The organism is Millionella massiliensis (assembly GCF_900104655.1).
Classification (GTDB): domain Bacteria; phylum Bacteroidota; class Bacteroidia; order Bacteroidales; family Rikenellaceae; genus Rikenella; species Rikenella massiliensis.
The window spans coordinates 280534-297936 of sequence record NZ_FNWD01000002.1 but is presented as its reverse complement, the minus strand read 5'-3'; the positions used below and the strand labels follow the sequence as shown (position 1 = coordinate 297936).

The following is a 17403-nucleotide window of genomic DNA, read 5'->3' as shown; positions in this document are numbered from 1 at the left end:
ATGAAAAAATTAATCCCGATAATATCCTTATTGTTAGTTGCCTGCGGACAATCATCCAAACCGAAAGATGAAGTAATATACGTATCGATCGCCCCACTGCGATATGTCGTTGAGCAGATCGCCAGCCCCGGGACCCGCGTCGAAGTGCTGGTTCCCGAGACCACTTCGCCCGAGAGTTACGAACCGACCGTACAGCAGATCAAAGCCCTCGCCGACGCCCGACTCTACATCTCGACCGGACTGATCGACTTCGAACAGGCGCTGGCCGGAAAGATCGGCGACATCGCTCCGAATACCGTCATTCTCGACCTTTCGGAAGGGGTTGAAACCGTAGCCGGCCACTGCAGTCACGGACACGACGGCCACCACCATGGCGTCGATCCGCATATCTGGCTATCGCCCCGCATCGTCAAACAGATGGGCGGCCGCATCGCCACTCAACTGCAGCAACTGCATCCCGATTCTGCACAGGTATTTCAGCAGCGTACCGAACAGTTTGCTGCACAGATCGATTCACTCGACAACCATATCCGCCAGGCATTAGGCGGCGCGCAGCGCAACAGCTTCGCCATCGGGCACACCTCACTCACCTACTTCGCCAACGACTACGGGCTCCGGCAGATTGCCATCGAGAACGAGGGGAAAGAGCCCAGCGTCAAGGTGATGAAACAGCTGGTCGACTCGCTGCAGCGCCTCGGGATAAAAGGGGTGCTCTACCAGCGTCAGACCAGCGATGCCGCCGCACAAACCATTGCCCGCGAACTGCCTGGAGGACACGCCGTAGAGTTCGACCCGCTGGCGCCGGACTGGCTGTCAAACATGTACCGACTTGCCGACTCCCTTCAGGTGATTCTGAACGAATAGAACAGCCCGAAACAAAATCATGGAACTGCTCCGAATCAAAAATCTGTCGGTCGGTTATCCCGGCGAAAATCCGATTGTCAGCGGCATCGACCTGACCATCGGCGAGCGGGACTACATCGGTGTGATCGGGCCCAACGGGGGAGGTAAAACCACCTTTATCCGCACGCTAACCGGCGCACTGGTACCGCTGGCCGGCACGATCGAACGCACAGACCCGAAACTCCGCGTGGGCTACCTGCCGCAGATCAAAAGCATCGACAAAAGTTTTCCGATTGCCGTTACGGACGTCGTTATGTCGGGACTGGCCTCCGAAAAAGGCCTCTTCGGACGTTACGGAAAGAAAGACCGGGAACGGGCCGTACGGCTGCTTCACGAGATTGGAGTCGGTCGGCTGGCCGGTCGCACCATCGGCGGCCTTTCGGGCGGCGAGCTTCAACGAGTGCTGCTCTGTCGCGCACTGATTGCCGACCCGCAACTGTTGATCCTCGACGAACCAACGACCTTCGTAGACAACAAGTTCGAAAAAGAGCTATACGAACTGCTTGCCGAATTGAACCGCCGCATGGCAATTCTGATGGTCTCGCACGACCTGGGCACCATCAGCCGTTACGTCAAGAGCATCGTCTGCATCAACCGCTGTTTTCACTACCATCCGTCGAACATCATCAGCCCCGAACAGTTGCAAGAATATGACTGTCCGATCCAGTTGATTTCGCACGGTCCGGTACCCCATACCGTCCTGTCGCAACACCGCGGATGCGCCTGTTGCGACCGCAAATCGAACGAATCCCGATGATCGAATTCCTGCAAGAGATATTCACCTACCGTTTCCTGGGCAACGCAGCCCTGGCCGCCCTGCTGTCGGGCATTGCGTGCGGGCTGATCGGAACCTATATCGTGTCACGCCGACTGGTCTTCATGAGCGGCGGGATCACACACGCCTCGTTCGGCGGAATCGGCATCGCCTACTACCTCGGCGCCAATCCGCTCTTCGGAGCGCTGATTTTTGCCATCTGTTCCGCCGTCGGCATAGAACTGTTCAGCCGAAAGGGCAAAATCAGCGAAGATGCCGCAACGGGCGTTCTCTGGTCACTCGGTATGTCTATCGGGATTATTTTCGTCTTTCTGACGCCGGGATATGCCCCCAATCTGATGAGTTTCCTGTTCGGGAACATTCTGCTGGTGGACGGGGCAAACCTTCTGTGGCTCGGCGCATTGGACCTGAGCCTCATACTGCTTTTCAGTCTCTGTTATCGCGCCATCGTCTACACGGCATTCGACCGTGAGTTCGCCGCCTCGCAGAAGCTGCCCGTCACCTTTATCAGCTACCTGATGATGATGCTGATCGCCGTAACGATCGTACTGAACATCAAAACGATGGGAATCGTACTGCTGATGTCGCTGCTCACCATGCCCGCCGTGATCGCCGGCACACTCACCCGCAACTACAAACGCCTCACCGTCGGGTCTTGCGTCGTGGGCGTAGCAGCAACGTGGATCGGGCTCTACGTCAGCTACGAGAGCAACATTCCGTCGGGTGCCGCTGCGATTGCAGCATTGGCGGTTACCTACGGCATCATCAAACTCATCCAGGCCGTCTCACGCCGCCGAAAGCGGGTTATTTTACGCGGATAATCGTCAGTCCGTCACGCAACGGGACAATCACCTGATCAACCCGAGGATCGTCGCGCACGATGCGGTTGAACTCCAGAAGGCCCAGTGTCTGCCGGTCGTTATGGGCCACCTCCTCTACCACTTTGCCGCTCCACAACACATTATCAGCCAAAATAATACTTCCGGAACGCACATAGCCACCATCCAGCAACATCCGAAAATAGTCGGGATACTCCCGCTTGTCGGCGTCAATAAAGACCAGATCGAAAACCAGCCCTAACTGCGGTACCACCTCCAGTGCCGGACCAATATGCTGCACAATCCGGTCCCTCAGTCCGGCCTTTTCGATATATTCGGCCGCAAAATCGTACAGTTCGTCGTTCACCTCCACCGTATGCAGCACCGCCTCGGGACGCTCCAGGCCGCGCGCCATCGCAATAGCCGAATAACCGGTGAAGGTTCCCAGCTCCAACACATACTGCGGGCGCACCATGGCCGTAAACATCTCCAGCAGACGGCCCTGCAGGTGCCCCGACAACATTCTCGGCTGAATGACACGCAAATGGGTTTGCCGGTCGAGTTCGGTCAGTACGGGATCTTCAGGTGAAATATGATCAATGATGTAACGCTCCAGATTGGAAGACATAACTACCGATATATCAATGAATATTGGTTTTCTTCGCAAAAAATTTCATTAGCCACCTCCAGCAACTCCTCGGCACGGATGGCATTAATCTTGGCCGCGATCGTCTCCGTACTGTCGAAGGTATTGTATACCAGCACACTTTTGGCAATCCCCAGCATCAGATTTTCGGTATTTTCGGAGGTGATCAGCAGCTGACCGATAAACTGTTTCTTAGCCCGTGCCAGTTGCGAAGCGGTCATTTTCACTTCACGTAACTTGCGCAACTCACTGCGAACCAATTCGACGGACTGTTCTAGCTTATCCTTGTCGCACCCTAGATAGATCGTATAGACGCCACTGTCGCCATAAGGCACATAACCGGCTTCGACGTTGTAGGTAAGCGCATGTTTTTCACGCAACTGCATATTGAGACGAGACACTGAATATGGTCCACCCAGCACATGTACGAGAAATGCCAGCAGCGCCCTCTTCTCATCGTTCAGGTTATAGCCATATCCACCTATTAAACAATGCGTTTGATAAGTATTTTTATGCCTCGTCCATTCAAATCGCGGCTGCCGTTCGGGAGCCACTCGTTGAGACACCGACGCGGTATCGAACGGAGCGAGTGCCCCCAAATATCGCTCGCATATTTCACGGAAACGACGATGGGACATCTGCGCCGAAGCAGAAATCACAATTCGATCGGGCCGATAGTGTCCCTGCACGTAATCGATCAACTGCTGACGGGTCGCACGCTTAAGATTCCGTTTGTTTCCAAGTATATTACGTCCCAGCGGCGAACCGGCAAACAATAGCTCCTCGAATTCATCAAAGATCAGCTCGGCCGGTGAGTCCTTGTACGAATTGATTTCGTCAATAATCACTTCGCGCTCCTTCTCCAGCTCACGCGTATCGAACTTGGAGTTAAAGGCCATATCGGCCAGCAGATCAATTCCTTTTGTAAATTCCGATCGCAGGAGCGTCGTATGAATGACTGTCTCCTCTTTTGTCGTAAAGGCATTCAACTCACCGCCGGAGTTTTCGAGCAGGCTATTCACCTGATAGGCCGAGCGACGATTCGTACCCTTGAACATCAAGTGTTCGACCAAATGGGCCACACCATGCTGGTCGGGCGCCTCGTCACGGGTTCCGGCACCGATGGTTAGGGCCAGGTGAGCCACACCAGCACTACGACCACCCGGCGGACGCCGATGGACGCATCGAATCCCGTTCGGCAGGGTAAATGTATCGAATTCAGTTTCAGACATACTCATTCATCAGACTATCAGCCAATAACCTCCTTCAGATAACGCGCCGTATAACTGCCGGTTTTCGCCGAAGCAGCCGCCAGCTGACGCGGCGTGCCGGCAAACACCAGATTGCCACCTTGCTGCCCGCCGTCGGGTCCCAGATCGACCACCCAGTCGGCGCACTTCACGACATCCATATTGTGCTCCACGACCACAACCGTATGGCCGCGTTGCATCAACGCATCAAATGACCGAAGCAACTTCTTGATATCGTGGAAATGGAGACCGGTTGTCGGTTCGTCGAAGATAAAGAGGATCGGCTGCGAACTGTTCTCCTTCAGCAGGAACGAGGCGAGTTTCACACGCTGGCTTTCACCGCCCGAGAGGGTCGAGGATGACTGCCCGAGTTTCACATACCCCAAACCGACATCCTGCAACGTTTTGAGTTTCTCGATGATACGCAGATTTATCTTATCCTGTTCGGTATATTGTCCAAAGAACTCGATCGCCTCATCGATACTCATCTCCAGCACGTCGTAGATCGATTTGCCGTGGTACCGAACCTGCAACACTTCGTCCTTGAAACGCTTGCCGTTACAAGCCTCGCAAACCAGCTCCACGTCGGCCATAAACTGCATCTCAACGCGGATCACACCCTCTCCCTTACACTCTTCGCACCGCCCTCCGGCGATGTTGAAGGAGAAACTTGAAGAATCGAATTTATATTGTTTCGCAAGTTGCTGGTCTGCAAACAGCTTTCGAATTTCATCGTAAGCCTTGATATAGGTTACGGGATTCGACCGCAGAGAGCGTCCGATGGGGTTCTGGTCAATCATCTCAACTCCCTTGATGCGGAAAATATCACCCGACAGACCGTCGAAATCGCCGGGCCGGTCGCCCGTTTCGGTCACTTCGCGCCGCAGCGCCGGATAGAGGATATTTTTGACCAGCGATGATTTACCGCTGCCGCTCACCCCGGTGATACAGGTCATCACGCCCAGCGGAATCTTCACGTCAATGTTTTTCAGGTTGTGTTCCCGGGCGCCGTGCACTTCGATATAACTACCTGTTTTTCGGACATGCGCCGGCATTTCGATCGCTTCGCGCCCGGTCATGTAACGCACCGTGAGGCTACGGTTGTCGGGACGCTCCGCAGCTGCTTCCATTTCCGCAAAAGCGCCTTGAAAGACCACCTCCCCACCCTGATAACCGGCCAGGGGGCCAATATCGATCACCTCGTCGGCCGCGCGGATAATCTCGGCATCGTGCTCCACAACAATGACCGTATTCCCCAAGTCGCGCAACTGTTTGAGCACCCCGATCAGTTTGTCGGTATCACGCGGGTGGAGCCCGATGCTCGGCTCGTCGAGAATATAGAGCGAACCGACCAGGCTGCTGCCCAACGAAGTCGCCAGATTGATTCGCTGGCTTTCACCACCGCTGAGGGTCGAGGAGAGCCGGTCGAGATTGAGATACGAAAGCCCCACATCCTCCAGATATTGCAGCCGGTTTTTGATCTCGGTGAGGGCACGCCCTCCGACCGAAGCATCGTGTTCGTCGAGCTCCAGCTCATCGAAAAACCGTTTGAGCTCGCTGACGGGCATACGCACCAGATCGGTAATGGCCTTGCCACCAATCTTCACGTAGGTGGCTTCGGGACGCAACCGGGCCCCGCCGCAATCAGGACAGGTCGTTTTGCCGGTATAGCGCGACAGCATCACACGATACTGAATCTTGTAACGCTCTTTCTCCAGAAACTCGAAGAACTCGTCCAGCCCGTGAAAATACTGATTTCCGCGCCACAGAAGGCGACGCTGCGCTTCAGTTAATTCATGGAACGATTTGTGGATCGGGAAGTTGAATTTCGAGGCATTCATAATCAACTGTTCTTTCCACCACTTCATGGTCTCACCGCGCCAGCAGACTATGGCATCCTCGTAGATGGTTTTCGATTTGTCGGGAATCACCAGATCTTCGTCGATTCCCACGACACGCCCGTACCCTTCGCACCGAGGACATGCCCCCAGCGGATTATTGAAACTGAACATGTGTTCAAACGGGCGCTGAAAGGTAATGCCGTCGGCCTCAAAACAGTTAGAGAAGGGTTCAAAGTGAGGCCCTGTTCCGGATTGTTTATCAGCCGGGAAAGAGATTATCGAACAATGTCCGTCGCCGATTTCGAATGCGGTCTGTACGGAGTCGAACAGTCGGCTTTGCCACTCCTGCGCGGCAGCGGCCTGCTCGGGCACGGAAAAACGGTCGACCAGCACGGAAAGTTCCTCGGCTCGATAGTGTTCGATCTCGGGCAGGATATCCTGCGTATATTTCATCTCGGCGGATGGAAGCACCAGACGTTCAAAACCGTCTTTCATCAGCAGGGTCAACTTCTCGATCACGCCCTGTTGCTCGTGAAGCGCCACGGGGGCCACGAGCATCGCCCGACAACCGACCGGCAGCGTGACCACGTAATCGATCACATCCTGCACAGTATGGGCCTTCACCTCGCAACCGCTCACCGGCGAGTAGGTCCGCCCAATCCGGGCATAGAGCAGCCGCAGGTAGTCGTATATCTCGGTGGAGGTGCCGACCGTCGAGCGGGGATTGCGTGTATTGACCTTCTGCTCCACGGCAATGGCCGGCGCAATACCGGTAATAAAGTCCACGTCGGGCTTTTCGATCTTGCCCAGGAATTGCCGGGCATAGGCCGACAGGCTCTCCACATAGCGCCGCTGTCCCTCTGCAAATATCGTGTCGAACGCCAGGGTCGATTTTCCGGAGCCTGACAAACCGGTCACCACGACCAGCTTGTTATGCGGAATTTTAATCTCTACGTTTTTGAGATTATGAACTCTGGCGCCCTTGACATGAATGTATTGTTCCATCCGTTCCTGTTAAATTCTACAACCTAACAACGCAGAACGACGCGATTATCGTATGATTTCGATCTGTTCCTGCGTGGTTACCTTTTCGCAGTATTTGCACCGCAGCACCAGCTCTCCTCCACGGGTGAAAACATCAAAACGGGTCTTCACGTTGGGCTCATGGTTGGTCACGCACATGGGATTGGCGCATTTAACGAAACCTTCGACGGAGGTAGGTACCTCGATCTGACGTTTTTCGGCCACCTCATAGTCCCGGATGATGCTGAGCCGCGCCGTGGGAGCCACCAGCGAGATGTAGCTGATCTCCTCATCGGCACAATACTTGTCAGCGATCTTGATGATCGCCTTAGCCCCCAACCGCTTGCTTTTCAGGTTAGTACCAAAGGTTACCTGATGCGTCGTTTGATCGAGATTCAACAGTTTGATGACTTTGAAAAGGCTGGTCGGCGGAATGTGGTCGATGACGGTTCCGTTTTCAATGGCGCTCACCTCGAGGACGCCCTTTTTATTTTCCTGTTGTTCAGACATGACTGTGCAGTTTAAGTAAAACCCCTCAATTATTTGACCCCAAACAAGTATGCCATAATCGCCATACGGGTATAGACCCCGTTTTCGGTCTGCTGGAACCAGTAAGCCTTGGGATTGTCGTCCACGTCGGTGGCAATCTCATTGACACGGGGCAGCGGGTGCAGGATACGCATGTTGGGCTTGGTGTTGGTCAGCATATCGTTGTGCAGAATGTAGGCATTCTTGACACGTTCGTACTCCATGATGTCCGAGAAACGCTCGCGCTGCACGCGGGTCATGTAGATGATGTCGGCCATCTCCATGCGTTCCATAATGTCGGCGGTTTCGTAGTAGGAGATGCCACGCTCATAGAGCTGCATCTTGTACTCCATCGGCATCTGGAGTTCGGGCGGTGAAACAAAGGTAAACTCAGCCTTGAAGTGCGACAGTGCCTCGAGCAGGGAATGGACAGTGCGGCCATATTTCAGGTCCCCGACCATCATAATGTTGATATTGTCGAGCCGCCCCTGGGTCTTGAGGATCGAATAGAGATCGAGCAGGGTCTGACTGGGGTGCTGATTGGCTCCGTCGCCGGCATTGACCACGGGCACGCGCGACACTTCGCTGGCATAGCGGGCCGCCCCTTCGACCGGGTGACGCATCACGATCATGTCGCAGTAATTCGAGATCACGCGAATGGTGTCGTGCAGCGTCTCGCCTTTGGTGACGCTCGTATTGTTCATATCCGAGAATCCGATGACACGAGCCCCCAGTCGGTTGATGGCGCTCTCGAAACTGAGCCGCGTCCGCGTGGAGGGTTCGAAAAAGAGCGATGCGACCACTTTTCCGTACAGCAACCGCTGATTGGGATTCGCTTCGAAATCGGCCGCCAGTTCCATGATCCGGAGGATATCCTCCTTGGTAAAGTCATGGATCGACACCAGGCTTTGTTTTTCTTTCATAATACGCGCTATGAGAATGACACATTAACTCCTTCGATGTCTCCGACCCGCCGGGCAAAACTTTCGGCATCACGCATCCGCACCGACACCCGCAGCGTGCAGGCCAGGTCAAACTCCTGCCCCAGCACCCGGGGTTCCATATCTTTCACCACCTTCATCACCTGATTCATCACCAAATATGGGAACTCCACAACGATCGTCCGGTCTTCGGTTCGTTCGGTAACCTCGGCAGCCTCCAGTGCATCGAGCGTCGCCCCCTTGTAGGCGGCAATCAGCCCGGGCACTCCCAGTTTGATCCCTCCAAAATAACGCACAACCACAACCAGCAGGTTGGTCAACTCGCGCGAGAGGATCTGCCCCAGAATGGGCCGACCGGCCGTACCGGCCGGCTCTCCGTCGTCGTTGGCGCGGAAACGCACGCCGCCGTCGGAGAGTTCCGTACCGAGCCGCCACGCATAACAATGGTGTCGGGCGTCGTAGTACTTTGTTTTCAGGGCATCGACCAGGGGTTTGACGTCGGCTTCGGAACAAATCGGATAAGCAAAGGCCAGGAAACGACTGCCTTTGTCTTTATAAAGCCCCTCGGCAGGGGCGGCGATGGTGAGATAGGTATCGCTAATCACGCTCCGAGTCGGATAAACTGAACAAAAATAGCCATTCGCCCCCGGATAACCAAAGCCTCCGCAGAATAATTTTTCGGGACGAGATTCACCGCACCCGGGGTTTGGTTTATCGGAAATAAATACTTACCTTTGTTTCAGTTTCAAACGAAGTGGATTCCCGTCACCCGCAGGGTTTCGGGGGTCTTTCTTTTTATCGCATAGAAAAACCAAAAGTTATGGCAAAAACGACTTACATAACCGAAGCCGGGCTGCGCAAACTTCGCAGCGAACTGGACGCACTGAAAGCCGAACGTCCGGTTATCTCGGCTCAGATCGCCGAAGCACGCGACAAGGGTGACCTGTCGGAAAACGCAGAGTACGATGCCGCTAAAGAGGCACAAGGCATGCTGGAGATGCGCATTGCCCAGCTGGAAGCCACGATCGCCGGCGCCCGCATCATCGACGAATCGAAACTCAACACCAACAGCATCCAACTGCTCAACCGGGTGACCATCAAAAACCTGAACCTGAACAAAACGGTGGAATACACCATCGTTTCTGAAAACGAAGCCAACCTCAAAGAGGGCAAACTCTCGATCGGCACCCCCATCGCCCAGGCCCTGCTGGGCAAAAAACGGGGTGACATCGTCGAGGTGAAGGTTCCGTCCGGCATTCTCAAACTGGAAGTACTGGATATCTCTATCTAATCATTCATACCTCTTTTATATCAAACGGCCGGAGACTGTGTTAGTCTCCGGCCGTTTGTTTTTAAAGTCATCTATGGAAATTACACCTACGAAGCCTGACAAGCGCGCCGGAAGAAGCCACAATTTCAATCGTTTACACCTTTTATTGACCTTGGGGGCACTGTGACAGTCAGACACAATCAACCGCGCTCACACAAAACGGATGCACACTTACACAGCAGGCACTATCTGCATGGTGTACCCATAGCCGCCTCTCAAACAATCGCCAACATCACGCCGCTCCTTTTTCGGCTTATTCGCCGCCCAAATGCACGGCCAGCCACACGCAATCGAACGACGTGCGCAGCACACGGTGCCGCCGATGAGGTTCGATCCACACATAATCGCCACTTTCCAACTCAGTCACCTGTCCGTCAGCCCACTCCAACACCGCTTCGCCACGCGCCACCATCACCCACTCCCCCCACGCCTGGTCATACCATTCGCCATTGCATTGGCCGAACGACATGATCCGCTCAATTCGCACCGGCTGACCAGCAGACACGGATGCGGAAAGCAGCGTATCGAACACCTCACGATCCCACTCCTGCGTCGAGGACGGAGGCACAATTCCTCGTTTATCGTACAGATTTGCCATAAATACATTTATTGTGGGTACGGTTCGCACCGACCGGCCCACTCCCCTGCTCCGTTAGCCTTTCCACTTCGAGCAACTCATCACAGAGCAACCCCGCTCACGTGCAATCCGTCCCCTAATAAACAATACGGAGCATCCGCCCGACAGGGTAGACGCTCCGCAATGCATAGCAGACATATTACAAACGGTCCTTCAGGATTTCGGCCACGCGTTCGGGCGTCACCTGACCGCTTTCGCCCAGATTCCAACCGCGTTTGCGGAAACGTTCAACAATGAAATCGATCGTATCCTGCCCAACGCCGTGCTCCGACAGGCGGGTCTTCATGCCCAGGCTGCGGAAGAATTCGTCCGTTTTAGTGATCGCCGCTTCGACCTTTTCGTCGGGCGTACCGGTGGCACCCCATACCCGTTCGGCATACTGCACCAGTTTGTCGAACTTCTCGCGACGCATCACCCGCATCATACCCGGATAGACGATCGCCAGCGTCACGCCGTGATCCAGCCCGTGGAGGGCGGTCAGTTCGTGACCGATCATGTGGGTAGCCCAGTCCTGCGGCACACCCATCGCGATAAAGCCGTTCAGGGCCATCGTCGCGGTCAGCATGAAGTTGGCCACATCCTCGTAACGGTCGTGACGTTCCACCAGCTTCGGCCCCAGCTCCACAAGCGTCTGCAACAGCCCTTCGGCCCAGCGATCCATCACCATCGACTGGGTATTGAAGGTCAGGTACTGCTCCAACGTATGAGCGAACGAGTCGACAATGCCGTTAATCACCTGACGCTGCGGCAGCGAATAGCACACTTCGGGATCGAGCACCGAGAAGCGCGGATAACCGTTCGGATTGTGGAAAGCGAGTTTTTCGTTGAACTCCTTGCGCGACACCACTGCCCCGTTGTTCATCTCGGAACCGGTGGCCGGCAGGGTCAGCACCGTAGCCAGCGGAATCGCATCGACCGCTTTCGACGGATCTACCATGAATTCCCACGGATCGCCCGCATACTTAAGCGCCGTAGCGATAAATTTGGTTCCGTCGATCACCGAACCTCCGCCGACTGCCAGCAGAAAATTCACCCCCTCTTCGCGGGCGATGGCAATGGCACGCATCAGCGTCTCATACTGCGGATTGGGTTCGATCCCGCCGAACTCTACCACGGTACGCTCTTTCAGGGCAGCTTTCACCTGGTCGTAAACGCCGTTTCGACGGATACTACCGCCACCGTATGTCATCATGATTTTTGCATCGGCCGGAATCTCGGCTGCGATTTTCGCAATGGTTCCTTTACCGAATATCAGTTTGGTCGGGTTGCAAAATGTGAAATTATTCATTCCGTAGGTCGTTTAGATTTTAATTCCAACTGCTAATTTAAGATATTTGCATCAAAAATCCACCATCCGCACATGCAAGAACGCTCAAATCACACGACCACCATCGCAGCAGCAGCCACCGGCCCGGGCGGCGCCATCACTCTGATCCGCCTGAGCGGCCCGGAGGCCATCTCCATTACGGACAGCCTGTTTTCTCGCCCGCTGGCCGACGCCAAGGGTTATACGGTTCATTTCGGGACGCTCGCCGACGGAGATCGTCTGCTGGACGAGGTGCTGGTCACGCTTTTCCGGGCGCCGCGTTCATACACGGGCGAGGATATGGTCGAAATTTCGTGCCACGGATCGTCGTATATCACCCGCGAGGTTCTTTCCCTGCTGGTTCGCCGCGGCGCCACTCCGGCTTCGGCCGGAGAGTTTACGCGACGTGCCTTTCTCAACGGCAAACTCGACCTGTCACAGGCCGAAGCCGTGGCCGATCTGATCGCTTCGGAAAGCAGCGCTGCCCACCGCATCGCCCTCAACCAAATGCGGGGTGGCTATGCGACTGAGCTTGCGGGACTTCGCGAAAAACTGTTGCACATCACGTCGCTGCTGGAGCTGGAATTGGATTTTTCGGAAGAGGATGTGGAGTTTGCCGACCGCAGTGAACTGAGCGTTCTCCTCAACGATATCCATACCCGGTGCAGCACCCTGGCAGGTTCATTCCGCATGGGGAATGCCCTGAAAAATGGGGTGCCGGTAGCCATTGCGGGGGCTCCGAATGCAGGTAAATCGACTCTGCTGAATGCCCTGCTGGGCGAAGAACGTGCCATCGTCTCGGACATTCCGGGCACAACGCGCGATTTTATCGAAGAGAGCCTGACGCTGGAGGGTATCCGCTTCCGATTCATCGACACGGCGGGTTTGCGGCACACGGACGACACGGTCGAAGCACTGGGCATCGAACGGGCACGCGAACGGATCAAACGAGCATCGGTAGTACTGCTGCTGATTTCCGAAGCAATTTCGACGGATGAAGCACTGGAACAGATTCAATCTCTGAATCTGACCGCTGAGCAACATTTGATCGTTCTTCTGAACAAACACGATTTATGGAACACTACGCCTTTGACCGAGGCGTTACAATCGAGATTTGACGTAATCAGTATCTCGGCCCGTTCGGGTGAGGGTTTAGATACCCTTCAAAGACTGTTGGTAGACTCAGTCGCCGATAATATGAACGAAGATTCGCTGATCGTAAGCAATGTGCGTCACTACGAGGCCTTATTGCATGCCTGTGAAGCTCTGGATCGAGCACACCAAGGACTGCAAAACGGTCTCCCGTCCGACTTGGTCAGCGAAGAGGTGCGTCAGGTGCTCTACCACTTAGGTACGATCACCGGCGAAATTACCACAGACGACATTCTCGGCAACATTTTCAGCAAATTCTGCATCGGCAAATAGGAGATACACGATGAATAATTATGAAAAAGTGTAATACAATACTCTGGGTGATTCTGCTGATTCTTTTAGATCAGGCGGTGAAACTAATTATATACCATTTATTTATGGAATCAAATTATTCGTTTGTGCCCAATTTATTAGAATTTAAACCGATTTTCAACCCAAGCCACAGCTATTGGACTGCTAAACTTGGCGCAAATTTGGGAGTCGTAGCTCACCTATCAATGTTTTCATTCATATGGGCTATACTTATTATTTTCTATAAGTTTTACCACAAGGTAGATCCTAAAAATAAACTTCTTGACACAGCCTTAATTTTTCAAACAGCAGGATTTGCATCTGCATATATAAGCATCATATTTTGGAAAGACGGAGTACTCGATTTTATCTACCTTAAACCATTGAATATAGTATGCGATTTAAAAGACTTGTACATCAATATTTTTATTGCATTGTGGATTATAGGCACTTCCATCATAGCAGTAAAGCATCACACGAGCTTCAAGGATATGATTCAATATATCAAGGCATTGTTCAAAAAAGGATAAAATAAGTTTTTAAATAATTCATCTCATTGAAAAATAAAAAGTTTACGACAAGACAAATAACCAGCTCACACAAAAAGCACATTTACCCCTATTCATATAGAGGTCAATATTAGCCATAAGCACCTTTCGACAACTTTCAATCAAGAGGCGTGATTTGATATAAACGTTCCACCTCAGCAGGGGCATGCAGATCGAGAATCACACTATGCTCCGTATCCAAGGCAGTTATTTGCGTCATCTCTTCCGCTGAGAGCGAAAAATCGTCAATCATATAATTTTCGACCATACGCTCCCGATGCACCGATTTGGGAATCGCGACAACCCCGCGCTGCAGATGCCAGCGAAGAACAACCTGAGCCGCAGACTTGCCGTATTTGTATCCAATCGCCCGCAAGACAGGATCAACAAAAAGCCCATTCTTTCCCTCAGCCAACGGTCCCCAAGCCTCGGTCCGCACCCCGAGCGAGCGCATGACCCTAATCGCCTCCACTTGTTGCGTATAGGGATGCAACTCCACCTGATCGATAGTCGGAATAACCTTTACATTACGACATAAATCCATCAGCCGGTCAGGCTCGAAATTACAAACCCCGATCGCCCGGACACGCCCTTCAGAGTACAATCTTTCCATGGCACGCCACGCCCCGTAATAGTCCCCGAAAGGCATGTGAATCAGATAAAGATCGACATAATCCAGCCCCAGTCTCGACAGAGAAGTTTCGAAAGCCCGCAAAGTGCGATCATATCCCATCTCCGAAATCCAAGCCTTCGTCGTTATAAACAAATCCTCTCGTGGAATGGTACTTTTACGCAAGGCAGCACCAACTGCACACTCATTGCCATAGACCGAGGCCGTATCAATCAGTCGATAACCAACCGACAACGCATCAGCAACAGCCCGCTCACACACAACGGGATCCGTAACCTGAAAGACACCGAATCCCAACATCGGCATTATGACACCATTATTCAGCGCAATGTAATCCATTGTGTAAATTATTTATCGATTTGACTTTCCGTAAACGGATCAGCACGATGTCCCATAAGGTCGATTTGAGCATACTCTCGATCGAAAGCCTCCATCTCCCAGGCCGACAGACGGGCCTTACCCGCCCCTAGAAAATCATCCAGGTGCGCCGGATTTGTCGTCCCCGGAATGGGAGCAATCCACGATTTTCGCGAAAGCATCCATACGAGGGCAAACTGCGCCGGTGTCAGCCCCTTGCGTTCGGCCCAGCGACGGACAAGAGCAACGAGCGGCATGTTATGTTTCAGCGCTTCTGGCGTAAACTGCGGCAGGTTCCACCGGCGATCGCCCTGATGGAAACGGCTGTTTTCGTCGATCACACCGGTCAGAAAAGCACGCCCCAATGGGCAATAAGGCACAAAACCGATACCGAGCTCTTCGAGTGTCGGAAAGATCTTCGTTTCGGATTCACGCCACCAAATGGCATATTCGCTCTGCACGGCCGTCAGCGGACATACGGCATGAGCGCGGCGAATGGAACGCGCGCTAGCTTCCGAGAGTCCCCAATGCAGCACCTTACCCTCCTGCATCAACTTCTGAACCGTCCCCGCCACCTCCTCCATCGGAACATTCGGATCGACGCGATGCTGATACAGCAGGTCGATGTGATCCGTACGCAAACGCTTTAACGAGCCCTCCACCGCACGACGAATATGATCGGGGCGACTGTTCAGCGCCGTAGGCTGCCCCTCCTCTACCCCGAATCCGAATTTAGTGCCGATGGCCTCATGATTCCGGAAAGGAGCGAGCGCTTCACCGACCCACTCCTCGCTGGTATAAGGGCCATACACTTCGGCCGTATCGAAAAAGGTCACTCCTTGATCATACGCTCTTCGGATCAAGGCGATCATATCCCGTTTTTCGAACTTACCGCCGTAGTAGCCAACCATCGGAAGACACCCCAGGCCAATAGCTGAAACGGACAGATCAGCCAACCGCCGATACTCCATCCGATCGGAGCGATTCAGCGGATCAGTTCTCCGACCATTGACCGTACGTTCCGTGGATCGGGCAAACAATTTCGGCACTCCGGTCCATGCACCGACGGCAGACAACGTAGCCAGCGATGACATCTTCAGAAAATCTCTTCTATCCATAATTATTGCCGTTTTAGAGAGCGACTGACATGCGTCAGCCCACGTAAAATTTCCATTTCATTCTCCTCCAGCCGAAACGCTGCAGGTGGAGTTTCCACAAACATATTGCCCCCTTCCTCTTGCCACAGAAAACATCGCACGACCTCCCGCGGCGAGGAGTGATACCGTTCTGCCAGATAACAGATCACCTCCTCATCGTACAACTCAGCCGGAATATCGATCAGTTCGTTCATCATTCAGATTTTTCAGGAACAAAGCTACGGAACGATGCTGCATGCGACGTAACGATAGCCGGGATGTTTGTACCGTTTTTACCGATTTTGCCCATTCCCCGCACGATTTACGGGCTGAATCACGTATCTTCGTACCAGGGTTAACAGTCCGCACTATCATGCGTAAGATTTTGAAAATTAGAAATGTCAGCGACTACAGCCGCTGGCTCGGACACACCGACAACCATCCGTTGGTCAGCGTCATCGACTACGCGGAGGTATCGCCCGTTCGTCATTGTCTGAACCACTACAGTATCTACGGCATCTTTTTTCATGAGGCGGCCGAAATAGACCTGGCATACGGATGTGGCAAGTATGATTACCGGAAAGGGACTCTTATATGTGTGGCCCCGGGTCAGATCGGCGGGAAGGAAGACAACGGAGAAGAGGTGTCACTGACCGGCTGGGCCCTGCTTTTTCATCCCGATCTGCTGCACGGGACGCCCCTCGAAAAAGAGATCCGGAATTACTCTTTTTTCGACTACCGCATCAACGAGGCACTGCACATGACCGATGAGGAACACGACATTTTCGTATCGCTGATGCGCCAGATTCGGGACGAACTGCAAAATCGGCACGACGAGCTGCAGGATGCCATCATCACCGGATACATCGGGTTGATGCTGAACTATTGCCAGCGTTTTTACAATCGACAGTTCCTCACCCGCAAGCTGGAAAATTCGGACATCCTCGTAAAGTTCGACAACCTGCTGCGCTGCTATTACGACGAGCAGCGCCAACTGACGTTCGGATTCCCGACCGTACAGTATTGCGCCGACAAGTTGTGCATGTCACCCAACTATTTCGGCGACCTGATTAAAAAGACCACCGGCGAGACCGCCAGCAGTTATATCCGTCAGTATGTGATTCAACGGGCCCAGAACAGCCTCGCAGCCGGCACAAGCATCGCAGAGACCGCCAGTGAACTGGGATTTGAATACCCCCAGCACTTCAGTCGGATGTTCAAGCAGCAAACCGGTATCACACCATCGGAATACTGCGCACGCTTTCGAAAAGGAACCCCTGATGAATAAAG

18 protein-coding genes are annotated in these 17403 nt (G+C 53.6%); 7 read left to right on the top strand and 11 right to left on the bottom strand.

Annotated elements, in window-relative coordinates:
* Genes BQ5379_RS01225 through BQ5379_RS01215 form a run of 3 tightly spaced genes read left to right on the top strand, consistent with a single transcriptional unit; the run spans position 1 to position 2499 of the window.
* Positions 1 to 864, top strand: a complete 864-nt coding sequence (locus BQ5379_RS01225) for a metal ABC transporter solute-binding protein, Zn/Mn family (RefSeq protein WP_071133748.1) — start codon at positions 1 to 3, stop codon at positions 862 to 864.
* Positions 865 to 883: 19 nt separating this feature from the next.
* Positions 884 to 1660, top strand: coding sequence for a metal ABC transporter ATP-binding protein (locus BQ5379_RS01220; protein WP_071133747.1), 777 nt, complete (start codon positions 884 to 886; stop codon positions 1658 to 1660).
* Positions 1657 to 2499 carry a metal ABC transporter permease gene (locus BQ5379_RS01215; protein WP_071133746.1) on the top strand — a complete coding sequence of 281 codons (843 nt, stop codon included), beginning with the start codon at positions 1657 to 1659 and terminating at the stop codon, positions 2497 to 2499. The genes BQ5379_RS01220 and BQ5379_RS01215 overlap by 4 nt, the downstream gene beginning before the upstream one ends.
* Here the strand turns inward: BQ5379_RS01215 and BQ5379_RS01210 are convergent.
* The 6 genes from BQ5379_RS01210 to BQ5379_RS01185 are packed head-to-tail and all read right to left on the bottom strand — an operon-like array spanning position 2483 to position 9330.
* The gene (locus BQ5379_RS01210; RefSeq protein WP_071133745.1) at positions 2483 to 3124 is read right to left on the bottom strand and encodes an O-methyltransferase; all 642 of its coding nucleotides are present in this window, start codon (positions 3122 to 3124) and stop codon (positions 2483 to 2485) included. The two genes, BQ5379_RS01215 and BQ5379_RS01210, sit on opposite strands and share 17 nt — an antisense overlap.
* Positions 3125 to 3126: 2 nt before the next feature.
* The gene (locus tag BQ5379_RS01205; RefSeq protein ID WP_071135491.1) at positions 3127 to 4374 is read right to left on the bottom strand and encodes a M16 family metallopeptidase; all 1248 of its coding nucleotides are present in this window, start codon (positions 4372 to 4374) and stop codon (positions 3127 to 3129) included.
* A 17-nt stretch (positions 4375 to 4391) separates the two neighbouring features.
* Entirely contained in the window at positions 4392 to 7238 is a 2847-nt protein-coding gene (gene uvrA / locus BQ5379_RS01200) for an excinuclease ABC subunit UvrA (protein WP_071133744.1), read from the bottom strand.
* A 45-nt stretch (positions 7239 to 7283) separates the two neighbouring features.
* Positions 7284 to 7766, bottom strand: coding sequence for an aspartate carbamoyltransferase regulatory subunit (locus BQ5379_RS01195; RefSeq protein WP_071133743.1), 483 nt, complete (start codon positions 7764 to 7766; stop codon positions 7284 to 7286).
* A gap of 29 nt (positions 7767 to 7795) precedes the next feature.
* Positions 7796 to 8707, bottom strand: coding sequence for an aspartate carbamoyltransferase (gene pyrB, locus BQ5379_RS01190; RefSeq protein ID WP_071133742.1), 912 nt, complete (start codon positions 8705 to 8707; stop codon positions 7796 to 7798).
* Positions 8708 to 8715: 8 nt separating this feature from the next.
* On the bottom strand, positions 8716 to 9330 hold the full coding sequence (locus tag BQ5379_RS01185; RefSeq protein ID WP_071133741.1) for an IMPACT family protein: 615 nt from the start codon (positions 9328 to 9330) through the stop codon (positions 8716 to 8718).
* A 215-nt stretch (positions 9331 to 9545) separates the two neighbouring features.
* Between BQ5379_RS01185 and greA the strand changes: the two genes are divergently transcribed.
* Positions 9546 to 10016 carry a transcription elongation factor GreA gene (gene greA, locus BQ5379_RS01180; protein ID WP_071133740.1) on the top strand — a complete coding sequence of 157 codons (471 nt, stop codon included), beginning with the start codon at positions 9546 to 9548 and terminating at the stop codon, positions 10014 to 10016.
* 292 nt (positions 10017 to 10308) lie between these two features.
* Here the strand turns inward: greA and BQ5379_RS01175 are convergent, their stop codons facing one another.
* Positions 10309 to 10653, bottom strand: a complete 345-nt coding sequence (locus BQ5379_RS01175; protein ID WP_071133739.1) for a cupin domain-containing protein — start codon at positions 10651 to 10653, stop codon at positions 10309 to 10311.
* Between the two features lie 178 nt (positions 10654 to 10831).
* The gene (locus tag BQ5379_RS01170) at positions 10832 to 11980 is read right to left on the bottom strand and encodes an iron-containing alcohol dehydrogenase (protein WP_071133738.1); all 1149 of its coding nucleotides are present in this window, start codon (positions 11978 to 11980) and stop codon (positions 10832 to 10834) included.
* Between the two features lie 72 nt (positions 11981 to 12052).
* On the opposite strand from BQ5379_RS01170, the gene mnmE reads away from it, so the two are divergent.
* Both mnmE and BQ5379_RS01160 read left to right on the top strand, forming a co-directional pair.
* The gene (gene mnmE / locus BQ5379_RS01165; protein WP_071133737.1) at positions 12053 to 13423 is read left to right on the top strand and encodes a tRNA uridine-5-carboxymethylaminomethyl(34) synthesis GTPase MnmE; all 1371 of its coding nucleotides are present in this window, start codon (positions 12053 to 12055) and stop codon (positions 13421 to 13423) included.
* Between the two features lie 20 nt (positions 13424 to 13443).
* Positions 13444 to 13971: a signal peptidase II gene (locus tag BQ5379_RS01160; protein ID WP_071133736.1), complete on the top strand. Its 528-nt coding sequence runs from the start codon at positions 13444 to 13446 to the stop codon at positions 13969 to 13971.
* Between the two features lie 136 nt (positions 13972 to 14107).
* Here the strand turns inward: BQ5379_RS01160 and BQ5379_RS01155 are convergent, their stop codons facing one another.
* From BQ5379_RS01155 to BQ5379_RS01145, 3 genes are read right to left on the bottom strand one after another with little or no spacing between them, the layout of a single operon-like run.
* Positions 14108 to 14959, bottom strand: coding sequence for an aldo/keto reductase (locus tag BQ5379_RS01155; protein ID WP_071133735.1), 852 nt, complete (start codon positions 14957 to 14959; stop codon positions 14108 to 14110).
* Positions 14960 to 14967: 8 nt separating this feature from the next.
* On the bottom strand, positions 14968 to 16095 hold the full coding sequence (locus BQ5379_RS01150) for an aldo/keto reductase (protein ID WP_071133734.1): 1128 nt from the start codon (positions 16093 to 16095) through the stop codon (positions 14968 to 14970).
* A 2-nt stretch (positions 16096 to 16097) separates the two neighbouring features.
* On the bottom strand, positions 16098 to 16328 hold the full coding sequence (locus BQ5379_RS01145) for a hypothetical protein (protein ID WP_083377732.1): 231 nt from the start codon (positions 16326 to 16328) through the stop codon (positions 16098 to 16100).
* 158 nt (positions 16329 to 16486) lie between these two features.
* On the opposite strand from BQ5379_RS01145, the gene BQ5379_RS01140 reads away from it, so the two are divergent.
* On the top strand, positions 16487 to 17401 hold the full coding sequence (locus tag BQ5379_RS01140; RefSeq protein WP_071133732.1) for a helix-turn-helix domain-containing protein: 915 nt from the start codon (positions 16487 to 16489) through the stop codon (positions 17399 to 17401).
* The last annotated feature ends 2 nt before the right edge of the window (positions 17402 to 17403 follow it).

Bases quoted from the DNA above. Each gene is read 5' to 3' on its own strand.
- pyrB (WP_071133742.1), bottom strand. From the start codon at position 8,707: ATGAAAGAAAAACAAAGCCTGGTGTCGATCCATGACTTTACCAAGGAG.
- BQ5379_RS01210 (WP_071133745.1), bottom strand. From the start codon at position 3,124: ATGTCTTCCAATCTGGAGCGTTACATCATTGATCATATTTCACCTGAA.
- BQ5379_RS01175 (WP_071133739.1), bottom strand. From the start codon at position 10,653: ATGGCAAATCTGTACGATAAACGAGGAATTGTGCCTCCGTCCTCGACG.
- greA (WP_071133740.1), top strand. From the start codon at position 9,546: ATGGCAAAAACGACTTACATAACCGAAGCCGGGCTGCGCAAACTTCGC.
- mnmE (WP_071133737.1), top strand. From the start codon at position 12,053: ATGCAAGAACGCTCAAATCACACGACCACCATCGCAGCAGCAGCCACC.
- uvrA (WP_071133744.1), bottom strand. From the start codon at position 7,238: ATGGAACAATACATTCATGTCAAGGGCGCCAGAGTTCATAATCTCAAA.
- BQ5379_RS01170 (WP_071133738.1), bottom strand. From the start codon at position 11,980: ATGAATAATTTCACATTTTGCAACCCGACCAAACTGATATTCGGTAAA.
- BQ5379_RS01215 (WP_071133746.1), top strand. From the start codon at position 1,657: ATGATCGAATTCCTGCAAGAGATATTCACCTACCGTTTCCTGGGCAAC.
- BQ5379_RS01225 (WP_071133748.1), top strand. From the start codon at position 1: ATGAAAAAATTAATCCCGATAATATCCTTATTGTTAGTTGCCTGCGGA.
- BQ5379_RS01145 (WP_083377732.1), bottom strand. From the start codon at position 16,328: ATGAACGAACTGATCGATATTCCGGCTGAGTTGTACGATGAGGAGGTG.
- BQ5379_RS01160 (WP_071133736.1), top strand. From the start codon at position 13,444: ATGAAAAAGTGTAATACAATACTCTGGGTGATTCTGCTGATTCTTTTA.
- BQ5379_RS01205 (WP_071135491.1), bottom strand. From the start codon at position 4,374: ATGTCTGAAACTGAATTCGATACATTTACCCTGCCGAACGGGATTCGA.
- BQ5379_RS01150 (WP_071133734.1), bottom strand. From the start codon at position 16,095: ATGGATAGAAGAGATTTTCTGAAGATGTCATCGCTGGCTACGTTGTCT.
- BQ5379_RS01195 (WP_071133743.1), bottom strand. From the start codon at position 7,766: ATGTCTGAACAACAGGAAAATAAAAAGGGCGTCCTCGAGGTGAGCGCC.
- BQ5379_RS01140 (WP_071133732.1), top strand. From the start codon at position 16,487: ATGCGTAAGATTTTGAAAATTAGAAATGTCAGCGACTACAGCCGCTGG.
- BQ5379_RS01155 (WP_071133735.1), bottom strand. From the start codon at position 14,959: ATGGATTACATTGCGCTGAATAATGGTGTCATAATGCCGATGTTGGGA.
- BQ5379_RS01220 (WP_071133747.1), top strand. From the start codon at position 884: ATGGAACTGCTCCGAATCAAAAATCTGTCGGTCGGTTATCCCGGCGAA.